This is a genomic window from Sandarakinorhabdus limnophila DSM 17366, assembly GCF_945882885.1.
Taxonomy (GTDB): domain Bacteria; phylum Pseudomonadota; class Alphaproteobacteria; order Sphingomonadales; family Sphingomonadaceae; genus Sandarakinorhabdus; species Sandarakinorhabdus limnophila_A.
Window position 1 is genome coordinate 1 of sequence record NZ_CAMCWT010000067.1, and the last position, 10,811, is coordinate 10,811.

Below are 10,811 nucleotides of genomic sequence, written 5' to 3' on the forward strand. Positions count from 1 at the left end.
GTGAAATCGGGCCGCAAGATCCGCGGCCGCTTCACCATCGCCGATGTGTCGCAGCGCCCGGATGGTGCCTGGCAGACCACAACCAATGTCTCGGTCGAGATCGAAGGCGAAACCAAGCCCGCGCTCGCCGCCGAATGGATCACTTTGCAATATGTGGGCTGAAGCCCGCTGAACTGACACAGGAAGGAATATCTCATGCGTGAAGCCGTTATCGTTTCCACCGCCCGCACGCCGATCGGCAAGGCGTTCCGCGGCGCGTTCAACGCCACCCCGTCGCCAACGCTCGCCGGCCATGCTATCGCCCACGCCGTGAAGCGCGCCGGCATCGAAGGCGCCGAAGTGGACGATGTCGTGATGGGCTGTGCCCTGCAACAGGGCGTGCAGGGCGGCAACATTGCCCGCCTGGCGCTGCTGCGCGCCGGCCTGCCGGTCACCGTGTCAGGCCAATCGATGGATCGGCAATGTTCGTCGGGCGTGATGTCGATCGCGACCGCTGCCAAGCAGATCATGGTTGATGGCATGCAGATCTGCATCGGCGCCGGTGTCGACAGCATTTCGATGGTGCAGAACGACAAGATGCGCGTGGGTATGGACCCGAACCTGGTCGCCATGCACCCCAACATCCACATGCCGATGCTGCAGACCGCCGAAGTGGTGGCCAAGCGGTACAACGTCAGCCGCGATCGCCAGGATGAATATGGCTATCAAAGCCAGGTGCGTACCGCCGCAGCGCAAGCCGCCGGCAAGTTCGACGACGAAATCGTGCCGATGACCGCGACGATGGCGATGGTCAACAAGGAGACCAAAGAGGTCACCACCCACCAGATCACGCTGTCCAAGGATGAAGGCAATCGCCCGGAAACCACGCTGGAAAGCCTGAAGGGCCTGAAGCCGGTGATCGAAGGCGGCTGCATCACCGCCGGCAACGCCAGCCAGCTTTCCGATGGCGCGTCTGCCAGCGTGCTGATGGAAGCCAAGGAAGCCGCCCGCCGTGGCCTCACCCCGCTGGGTGCCTATCGCGGCATGGCCGTCGCCGGTCTGGAGCCGGACGAGATGGGCATCGGCCCCATCTATGCCATCCCCAAGCTGTTGAAGGCCAACGGCCTGACCATGAATGACATCGGCTTGTGGGAACTGAACGAAGCCTTTGCAGTGCAGGTGCTGCACTGCGCCGACGTTCTGGGCATCGATCCTGATCTGCTCAACGTTAACGGCGGTTCGATCTCGATCGGCCACCCTTATGGCATGACCGGCGCGCGTTGCACCGGCCACGCCCTGATCGAAGGCAAGCGCCGCGGCGCCAAATATGTGGTCGTCACCATGTGCGTGGGCGGCGGCATGGGTGCGGCCGGACTGTTCGAAGTCTACTGAGTTGTTATGTGTCCCCGCTGCTCGCGGCGGGGACACGACATGCTCGGCATGAGCAGGTCTTGCAGTTTTCGTGCGAAGCTGATTCGCCTTTCGCGGCCAATTGCGCCATAGGCGGCCCATGACAATTGAAACGCTCCCCGCGCCGCTGGCCCAGGCCATCGCGCAGCGCGGCTATGAAGAACTCACCCCCGTCCAATCCGCCGTGATCGCCGTAGAGGCGCGCGGCCGGGATTTGCTGGTTTCCGCGCAGACCGGTTCGGGCAAGACGGTGGCCTTCGGCCTCGCCATGGCCGAGAATCTGCTCGGCGCTACCGATGCGCTGCCAGCGCCGGCCCGTCCGCTCGCGCTGGTGATTGCACCGACGCGCGAACTGGCGTTGCAGGTCGCCAAGGAACTGGCATGGCTTTATGCACCGGCGCGCGGGCGCATCGCCACGTGCGTGGGCGGCATGAACCAGCAGGTGGAACGGCGCTCGCTTTCGGCTGGCACGCACATCGTGGTCGGCACCCCGGGCCGCCTGCGCGATCACCTCGAACGCGGCGGGCTGTTGCTGGATAATTGCAAGGTCGTCGTGCTTGATGAAGCCGATGAAATGCTCGACATGGGCTTCCGCGAGGATCTGGAAGAAATCCTGGATGCCGCGCCGCCCGAACGCCGCACCCTGATGTTTTCGGCGACCATGCCCAAGGGCATTGCCGAACTCGCGCGCGATTATCAGAAAGACGCGCTGCGCCTTGCAACCGCTGGCCGCGCCTGCGCCCACACCGATATCGCTTATCAATGCGTCGCCACTGCGCCGGCCGATATCGAAGCCGCCGTGGTCAATCTGCTGCGTTTCCACGAACCGCCGACCGCGTTGTTGTTCTGTGCCACGCGCGACAATGTTCGCCGGCTGCACGCCAGCCTGACGGAACGCGGTTTTGCCGCCGTCGCACTGTCGGGCGAGCACAGCCAATCCGAGCGCAACCAGGCGCTGCAAGCCTTGCGGGACCGCCGCGCGCGGCTTTGCGTGGCCACCGATGTGGCCGCGCGCGGTATCGATCTGCCCGGGCTTAGCCTCGTGATCCACGTTGAAGTGCCGCGCGACGCTGAAACCCTGCAGCACCGTTCCGGCCGCACCGGCCGTGCCGGCGCCAAGGGCACCGCCGTGCTGATCGTGCCCTATCCCGCCCGCCGCCGCGTTGAGCGTATGCTGCAAGGGGCCGGGGTGAAAGCCGAATGGACCCCGGTGCCAACACTGGAGTCAATCGCCGTCCAGGATCGCACCCGCCTGCTGGAAAGCATTGGCGAAGGCATTGGCGCACTGGACGATGAGGACAAGCGCTTGGGCGAGGAACTCCTCACCCGCCACGGTGTCGAAGAGATTGCCTCCGCTTTGGTGCGCATGCATCGCGCCCGCCTGCCACAGGCCGAGGAACTGGTCGACGCGGGCCCCGCACCGCGCGCCGAACGCCGCGACAGCCGGCAAGGCAACGATGCCGGCCGCAGCAACGACCGAGGCGGCGATCGCGGCGGCGAGGGTGTGTGGTTCCGCCTCGATGTCGGCCGCCGCGACAATGCCGATCCGCGCTGGATTATTCCGCTGCTTTGCCGGCGCGGTGGTGTCACCAAGCCCGATATTGGTGCCATCCGCATCTTCCCCGGCGAAACGATGGTGGAAATCGCGCCCGACATGGCGGAGCGTTTCGTGGTCGCCCTGAAACGTCACGCCACCCGCAAGGGCAACAGCGCCGAAGACCAGATTGATATCAGCCCGGCCGGCGGCCCGCCCCAAGAACGCTCTGCGCAGCGGCCGCCGCCGCAGCGCACCTTGTCAGCCCGTCCGCCCGGTGGCCCCAATTCTGGGCCACGTCCGCCGCAAAAGCCGCCTTATCGCGGCCGCGGCTGAAGCATCGGGGCATAATCCAGCCGGGCACTGCCGGTGGCTGTGACCGGCAGGTAGATGCCCTGGCCCAGCACCACCGCCTTGCCGTGGTGTACCTCGTCCAGACGCATGGCGAGTCGGAATTCGCCGATCTTCACTTCGGCCATCGCCCGATTGATCTTGCGCAGCAGCTTGGTGTAATCGCGGGTGAAATCCTGGGTCAGCGCTTCTTCCAGCGCAGCCTTCACCTCGGCGGATTGCGCCACCGCCACCAGCAGCGGCAACTGCACATCGTCGGCAGGTTGGGCGGCCAGCGCCAGATCACGCACCAGCATCCGCTCGCTGTCCGGCTGTGTTTCCAGCCGCGCTGTCAGCCACAGTCGTCCGCGCGTGTCCAGCAACTGGCGCGGCCCCCGCGCCCTGATCTGCAGCCCCAGCGCCAGCTTGCCGTCTTCCGTGGCATAGAGGGTGGACGGGCCAAAGCGCACCTTCACCCGGCCCCATTCCGGCACCAGCACACCGCGCGCCGCCACCTTGGCCAGCGCCTTGTCGATCGGGCGTTGCAACGTGGCCGGATCGGCCAGCACGGCACTGTGCAGCAGCAGGCCCGGCGGGCCACCCGTCATGCCGATGGCCTGCAACGGCGTGGCCACAGGCGCGGCGGGTTGCTGGCCCAGCACCACTTCGGCCAATGCACTCAACCGTGCATCGATGCGCAGGTCGCGGCGCTCCACCTTCATGCCGTCCACCGCCAGCGCCTGCGGGGTAAGACGCAGCCAGGCCGCGGGGTTGCGGCGGTTGATTGATTGAACGGTAAAGCCCTGCCGCCACAGCTTTTCCAGTTCCGATCGCACCGGCAGTGTTGCCAGCCGGCGCGGCAGTTCGGCCTCCATCTTGGCCAGTATCGGCGCGAGCTTCTCGTCGGCCTTCTCGGTCAGCCTGATCTGCTGGCCCAAAATCGAAACGGTCGGTTCCTTTCGCCAGTCATATCGCAGCTGGATACGCGCCGTCAGCCTGCCATCGCGCGTCAGTTCCGGCACCAGATCGGCCGTGATCAGGGCTTTGGCTTCTGCCCCTTTGCCCATGCTCAGGCCGCCGATGTCGCGCGCTTCCAGCGTGGCGGCCACTGGCATTGCCAGGTGCAATTTGTCGTCTCGGGTGGAAAGACGGATCGGGCCGCGTGTCACATCGCCGACGATGCGGCACTTCACATCCGGTGTAAGTTTCAGCTTGGCTCCGAACATGCGCACCCGGCCGGCCTTCAGACACACGCTGCCGCGCTTATCCACCTGCCAAAGCTGCTGCGGCACCGCGTCGTTCACCGCGGCTTCCAGCAGGGCCAGCGGCACCCGCACCGGCAAGGCAATGCTGGATGGCGGGGGCGGCGGCAAAGGACTGTGCGCGGCCCGGGGCGGGGCGGTGGCGATGGCGGCGGTTTGGGTTTCGCGCAGCAATTGCCAGCTCAGCCCGCCCACGGCCGCGAGGGCCAGGGTCCCACCAAGCAGCCAATGACGCGTGCGGCGGCGCATCGCCTTCAGGCCTCCAGCGCCAGCAGGGCAAAGCTGGCAAGCCAATGCTCCCCGGCATAGTCGCCGGCAATGTGAGGCAGGGCCGCGGCAATATAGGCATCTGCCGCCGTGCGCAGCACCGGTGCGGTGGAATCGCGCGGGCCGAGTTTGGCGGCCAGCGAGCGGAACGCCCATGCGCGGGAGAGGTTGAGGCCATCGAGATGCGCGATCTTGCCGTCGCTGCGATCAGTGACTGTGGCGGGGGTGAACAGGCTGGCAGGGGTTTGCAGCTTCGCCTTGGGCAAGAAGGCGCGGAACCAGCGCCGGAACTCGGGGGCCGGCAACAGGGTCGCCATGGCCAGCGCTTCCATCAGCGTGGGTGACAGAAAGGCATCGCCATCGGGTTCCCAAGCCTGAGCGCTGCGGTCGGAACTGTACCAGGCGCGGGCCTTGTCGGCCATCAGGGCGAAGAGTTGGGGATCATGATCGGCGGTCCAGTGGGCGCTGAGCACGAGGGCGAAGGCCGTGTTGCCGTGCGCGCCGGTGCGGATGGGATAGGTGAAGCTGCCCAGCATTGCGCGCCAATGCGCAGCGAAATCATGCGCGAATGGTTCAAGGATTGGCGCCAAGGGATTGCCAGCGCTTGCCATTTCGGCGTGGAGCTTGAGCAGCCAAGCCCAGCCATAGGGCCGCTCGAACCCGCGCGACAACGGTCGGGCGAGATAGGCGCGTTCCACCGCGACCTTGTCTGGCGTGAAGGTTTCGGCGGCCAGCGCGCGGGTTGCATCGGCGCGGGCGTGATCGGGAAACAGGTGGGCCAACCGCAGCAGCAGCCACCAGCCGTGCACGCAACTGTGCCAATCGAAACTGCCAAAGAACATCGGGTGCAGATCACGCGGCGTGCGGGCATCGCCATCGCCGGCCAGCACATGATCCAGCTTGTGCGGATACTCGCGGGCGACATGGCCCAGCGCGATGCCGGCCATGCGGGCAGCGAGGGCGGCGTCGAGCGTCATCGGAAGGCAAATCCCCAGATCATCGCAGTGTTGAACAGCCAGAGTAGCACGGCCGTGGGCCATTGTGCGCGGATCACGGCGTAGCGGTCGGGCAGGTTCAGTAGCGCGGCCGGCACGATGTTGAAATTGGCCGCCATTGGCGACAGCAAGGTGCCACAGAAGCCGGCCAGCATGCCAACGGCAGCCACCACCACCGGATCACCGCCCAATCCCAACACCAGCACTGGCAGGCCGATACCGCCCATCATCACCGGGAAGGCGGCAAAGGCGTTGCCCATCATGATGGTGAAGATGGCCATGCCAGCGGTGAAGGCCAGCACGGCAGCAAGGCGGCTGCCTTCGGGGATTGCCATCGGGGCCAAAGCGCCGACGATCTCGCCGACGCCGGCCACCGTGAACAGCGCACCCAGGCTGGCCAGCAGCTGCGGCAGGATCATCGCCCAGCCCACGCCTTCGGCCAGGCGACGACCTTCCTGCATCGGTGCGACCAAGGGCGGGCGCAGCCACAGCATCAGGACGGAAGTGGCGATGAGGGCGCCGAGACCGAGGCTGATGAGCGTGACCTGCTTGGGATCGACAAGCCCGGGCAACAACGGGAAGATGAAGGTGCCGGCCAGCGCGACGCCGGGCATGATCAGGGCTGGCAGGAACAGTCGGTTGCCGTGCCGGGCGACGCTGGCGAGGCGTTCCGCAATGGTTATCGTGGCAGCCTGGCCCTTGCCGGGTGCTCCCAGCAGCGCCAGCGCCACAAGTAGCAACAATAACAATCCGTTGCCGGTATCTCCTAAAGCGTCACCTGCCAGAAACTCCATGGCAAGCAGACCCCAGAAGCTGGCGCCGAGCAGGCGTTTGGTGTGCTGCCGATCGAGCAGGGTCGCGACCGCCCAACTGCCGAACACCAGCCCGGCAAACGTATAAAGCGCGGGAAGGCCGATCATGGCTTCATTCGCAGCAGCCGGCCGCCATGCACCGCAAAGGCCGCCAGCGCGGTGGGGATGGCCCACACCGAAAGCTGCAGCGGCTGCACGATGATGCCGGCGCTTTCGAGGAAGCCCTTGATCAGCAGGATGGACGCGATGGCGAGGAAGATATCTTCGCCGAAGAAGATGCCGACATTGTCGGTCGCGGCGGCCATGGCCTTGACCTTGTTGCGGCCATCCTCGCTGATCGTCGGGTTGTCGCGTGTCGCGGCGGCTTCAGTCATTGGCGCGAGCAGCGGCCGCACCGTCTGGGCATGGCCGGCGATCTGGGTGAGTCCAAGCGCTGCGGTGATCTGACGAAAACCAAGATAGATCACCAGAATGCGAGAGGTTGTTGCGGCCCTTGTTCGGGCGATAAGCGCGGCGGCCTGTTCCTGCAAGCCTGCCCGCTCCATGAGGCCGATGACCGGCAAGGTGATCCAGGGTACCGAGACATAACGGTTCTGGTGAAAGGCCTTGCCCAACGCCGCCACCACTTCGGGCACCGAAAGCCCGGCGCCCAGGCCTGACCCGAAGGCGGCAGCGACCACCACGGCCAGTGGATTGGCACGCAAGGCAAAACCGATCACAACGATGCCGATGCCGATCAGGGGCCATAGGCTTGGCAGGGTGCTCACACGCCGTAGCCGCCACCGCCGGGTGTTTCGATCACGATCATGTCGCCAGGGGCCAGTTCGGCGCGGTCGCAGGCGGCCAGCGTTTCGACGCGGCCGTCGCTGCGTTCGACGCGGGCGCTGCCGGGCAGGGCGTCGCTGCCGCCGGCCAGGCCGAATGGGCGGGTGCGGCGGCGGCCTGAGAGCAGGGAGGCGGTCATGGCTTCGCGGAACACGATACGGCGGATCACGCCGTCGCCGCCGGGCCAACGACCTTTCCCTCCAGAACAATGTCTTGTGCCGAATTCTTCAACCAGTACCGGAAAGCGGGATTCGAGCACTTCCGGATCGGTGAGGCGGCTGTTGGTCATGTGCGTCTGGACCGCGCTGGCCCCTACGAAGCCGTTCCCCGCACCCGCGCCGCCGCAAATGGTTTCGTAATATTGGTGGGCAGCATTGCCGAACGTGAAGTTGTTCATCGTGCCTTCGGACGCCGCCAGCACGCCCAGCGCGCCGAACAGGGCATCGGTGATGATCTGGCTGGTTTCCACGTTGCCGGCGACAACGGCGGCGGGGGCCTGGGGGCGCAGCATGGAGCCTTCGGGCACGATCAGCTTGAGCGGCCGCATGCAGCCATCATTCATCGGCAGATCATTGCCGGCCAAGCATCTGAAAACATAAAGGACGGCGGCCTGTGCCACCGAGAAGGGGGCGTTGAAATTGTCGGGTAGTTGCGGAGACGTGCCGGTGAAATCGATGGTGGCGCTGCGGCTGGCGGGATCAATGCGGACGGCGACCTTGATGTATGCGCCGTTGTCCATCTCAACTGATCGCTCACCATCGGTAAGACGAGAAATTGCTTCGCGAACAGCCTCTTCGGCATTATCCTGCACATAGCACATGAAGGTAACGACGACCGGTTCGCTTTCTGACTGGCACAGCGCCACTAGCGCCTGCGCGCCGCGGGTGCAGGCGGCGGTCTGTGCCTTCAGGTCGCCGATGCATCGGGCCGGGTCACGCGCCGGCCAGGGGCCCGTGCCAAGCAGGGCGAGCATTTTAGCTTCCAGGAAGTTTCCCTGATCAATCAAAAGGATATTGTCGATCAGCACGCCCTCTTGCGTGATGCTCCGGCTATCGGGTGGCATGGAACCGGGTGTGATACCGCCTATATCGGCCTGGTGGCCACGCGCTGCCACCCAGAATGACGGAGCACTATCATCGACGAAAACCGGTGTAACAACAGTGACATCGGGCAGATGGGTGCCGCCGGCGAAGGGGTTGTTGAGCACGAAACTGTCGCCTGGGCGGATGCCGCGGGCAGAGCCGGCCCATTTGTCCATCACCGTGCGCACGCTGTCACCCATCGAGCCTAGGTGGACCGGCATGTGCGGTGCGTTGGCGATCAGATGGCCTTCAGCGTCGAACAGCGCGCAGGAAAAATCCAGCCTTTCCTTGATGTTGACTGACCAGGCGGTGGTCTTCAGCGCTTCGCCCATCTCTTCCGCGATGGCCATGAAACGGTTGGCGAAAAGTTCGAGGCGAATGGGATCGGGTGCGGCTGCCGAGACTGGAGCGGTGGCTTTGGCGGCCGGGGCGAGGCGGGTCAGCACCAGGTTGGCCGCGGCGTCGACGTCGCCCTGCCAGCCGGGTTCCACCAATGTCGTGCCGGCGCTGTCGATGATCACGGCCGGGCCGGCAATGCGCCAGCCGGTGGGCAGGGCAGCGCGGTTGTAGAAGGTGCACCGCTGCCACCGGTGTCCCAGATAGATATCGTGGGTGGCGATATGTGCCGGGCCGCTGCCGGCCGCTGGCGGCGCGGTGCCGGCGGCTGGCAGCGCCGGTGTTTCGCCCACAGCTTCGGCCAGCAACGCGTCCACCACCAGATCGGCGCCGGCAATCGCGAAGCCGAACCGCCGGGCCTGCTCTTCCGAAAATCCCCTTGCCAGCACCTCGGGCGGCGCCAGCGGCAGGTCTACACCGCTGTCGGACCCGGCATAGCGGATGCGGGCCTTCACCTGCACATCCGCCACCGCCTCGCCTTGCGCAATCAGGGCGGCGCGCGCCTGTTCAGCCACTTCGGTCGCCGCCTGGGCAAGATCAGTGTCCGGCCCGAGCGGCCAGTTCAGCGTGCGCTGCCGCACCACCCGCACTTCCGCCAGGCCAATGCCGAAGGCGGAGAGCAGGCCGGCCAGCGGGTGGATGAGGATGCGCCGCATGCCCAGTTGATCGGCGATGGCGCAGCAATGTTGCCCGCCGGCCCCGCCAAAGCTGGTGAGTGTGTATTGCGCTGCATCGTGCCCGCGGGCGATCGAGATGCGGCGGATGGCCTGGGCCATGGTTTCAGTGGCGATGCTACGGGCGCCGGCGGCCACCTGTTCGGGCGGCTGGCCCAGCGCGGCGCCAAGCCGGGCAAAGCCATCGCGCACGGCGTCCACGTCGAGCGGCTGGTTTCCGCCGGGGCCAAACAGCGCCGGGAACAGCGCTGGCTGCACAATGCCCAGCATGACATTGGCATCGGTGACGGTAAGCGGCCCGCCGCGCCGATAGGCGGCGGGGCCCGGCACGGCGCCGGCGCTTTCGGGGCCCACCTTCAGGCGGCCGCCAACATGGCTGATGATCGATCCGCCACCGGCCGCCACCGTGGCGATCTTCAGCATCGGCACCCGCATCGGCACGCCGGCAATGATCACTTCTTCGGCGCGTTCATATTGCCCGTCGAACAGGGAGACATCGGTCGAGGTGCCGCCCATGTCGAAGCCGATAAGTCGCTCTTCCCCCGCGCTGCGCCCGGCCGCCGCCATGCCGACAATGCCGCCGGCCGGGCCGGAGAGAATGGCATCGCGGCCATGAAAATGCCCGGCGCGGGCAAGGCCACCGTTGCTCTGCATGAACGCCAGATTCACGCCCGGCAGTCCGGCCGCGACTGTGTTCACATAATCGCGCAGCGGCGGCGACAGATAGGCATCAACCACGGCGGTGTTGGCGCGCGGCACCAGCCGGATCACGGCGCCCACTTCGTGGCTGGTGGTTACCTGCGTAAAGCCGATTTCCCGCGCCATCGCGGCTACGCGCGCTTCATGCGCCGGATGGGCGTGGCCGTGCACACAGGCGATGGCAAGGCCGCGATAGCCAGCGTCAAACGCGCCCTGGAGCGCGGCACGCGTCGAATTCTCGTTGAGCGGACGCAGGATTTCACCCTCGGCCGTCACCCGCTCGTCAATCTCCACCACCATTTCAACCAGCGGCGCGGGTTTCCTGATCTCCAGCGCAAAGATATCCGGCCGGGCCTGGTGGCCGATCAGCAGGGCATCGCGGTGGCCGCGCGTGATGGCAAGGCATGTGGGCTGGCCGCGCCGTTCGAGCAGCGCGTTGGTGGCGACCGTCGTGCCCATCCGCACGGCCTGAATTGGGGCCTGATCATCCCCCCGCAACCGCGCGATACCGGCCAGCGCGGCATCCGCATATTGCTCCGGCGCGTG

Annotated in this window: 7 protein-coding genes; 2 read left to right on the forward strand and 5 right to left on the reverse strand. The window is 66.2% G+C overall.

Annotation, left to right across the window (positions count from 1 at the left end; all coding sequences use genetic code 11):
• The first annotated feature begins 195 nt into the window (after nucleotides 1-195).
• Both Q7O19_RS11845 and Q7O19_RS11850 read left to right on the forward strand, forming a co-directional pair.
• On the forward strand, nucleotides 196-1,371 hold the full coding sequence (locus Q7O19_RS11845; protein ID WP_303810721.1) for an acetyl-CoA C-acyltransferase: 1,176 nt from the start codon (nucleotides 196-198) through the stop codon (nucleotides 1,369-1,371).
• A gap of 118 nt (nucleotides 1,372-1,489) precedes the next feature.
• Complete coding sequence (locus tag Q7O19_RS11850) at nucleotides 1,490-3,259, forward strand: DEAD/DEAH box helicase (RefSeq protein WP_303810722.1); 1,770 nt, start codon at nucleotides 1,490-1,492, stop codon at nucleotides 3,257-3,259.
• Here the strand turns inward: Q7O19_RS11850 and Q7O19_RS11855 are convergent.
• The 5 genes from Q7O19_RS11855 to Q7O19_RS11875 all read right to left on the reverse strand — a co-directional run.
• Nucleotides 3,241-4,764, reverse strand: coding sequence for a DUF4403 family protein (locus Q7O19_RS11855; RefSeq protein WP_303810723.1), 1,524 nt, complete (start codon nucleotides 4,762-4,764; stop codon nucleotides 3,241-3,243). The two genes, Q7O19_RS11850 and Q7O19_RS11855, sit on opposite strands and share 19 nt — an antisense overlap.
• Before the next feature lie 5 nt (nucleotides 4,765-4,769).
• Entirely contained in the window at nucleotides 4,770-5,759 is a 990-nt protein-coding gene (locus tag Q7O19_RS11860) for a DUF2891 domain-containing protein (protein ID WP_303810724.1), read from the reverse strand.
• Nucleotides 5,756-6,697: a DUF979 domain-containing protein gene (locus Q7O19_RS11865; protein ID WP_303810725.1), complete on the reverse strand. Its 942-nt coding sequence runs from the start codon at nucleotides 6,695-6,697 to the stop codon at nucleotides 5,756-5,758. Before Q7O19_RS11865 ends, Q7O19_RS11860 begins: the two co-directional genes overlap by 4 nt.
• Complete coding sequence (locus Q7O19_RS11870; protein ID WP_303810726.1) at nucleotides 6,694-7,356, reverse strand: DUF969 domain-containing protein; 663 nt, start codon at nucleotides 7,354-7,356, stop codon at nucleotides 6,694-6,696. Before Q7O19_RS11870 ends, Q7O19_RS11865 begins: the two co-directional genes overlap by 4 nt.
• A partial coding sequence (locus Q7O19_RS11875) for a hydantoinase B/oxoprolinase family protein (RefSeq protein WP_303810727.1) occupies nucleotides 7,353-10,811 on the reverse strand: 3,459 nt, incomplete at its 5' end. The genes Q7O19_RS11870 and Q7O19_RS11875, both read right to left, overlap by 4 nt.

Bases quoted from the DNA above. Each gene is read 5' to 3' on its own strand.
- Q7O19_RS11845 (WP_303810721.1), top strand. From the start codon at position 196: ATGCGTGAAGCCGTTATCGTTTCCACCGCCCGCACGCCGATCGGCAAG.
- Q7O19_RS11850 (WP_303810722.1), top strand. From the start codon at position 1,490: ATGACAATTGAAACGCTCCCCGCGCCGCTGGCCCAGGCCATCGCGCAG.
- Q7O19_RS11855 (WP_303810723.1), bottom strand. From the start codon at position 4,764: ATGCGCCGCCGCACGCGTCATTGGCTGCTTGGTGGGACCCTGGCCCTC.
- Q7O19_RS11860 (WP_303810724.1), bottom strand. From the start codon at position 5,759: ATGACGCTCGACGCCGCCCTCGCTGCCCGCATGGCCGGCATCGCGCTG.
- Q7O19_RS11865 (WP_303810725.1), bottom strand. From the start codon at position 6,697: ATGATCGGCCTTCCCGCGCTTTATACGTTTGCCGGGCTGGTGTTCGGC.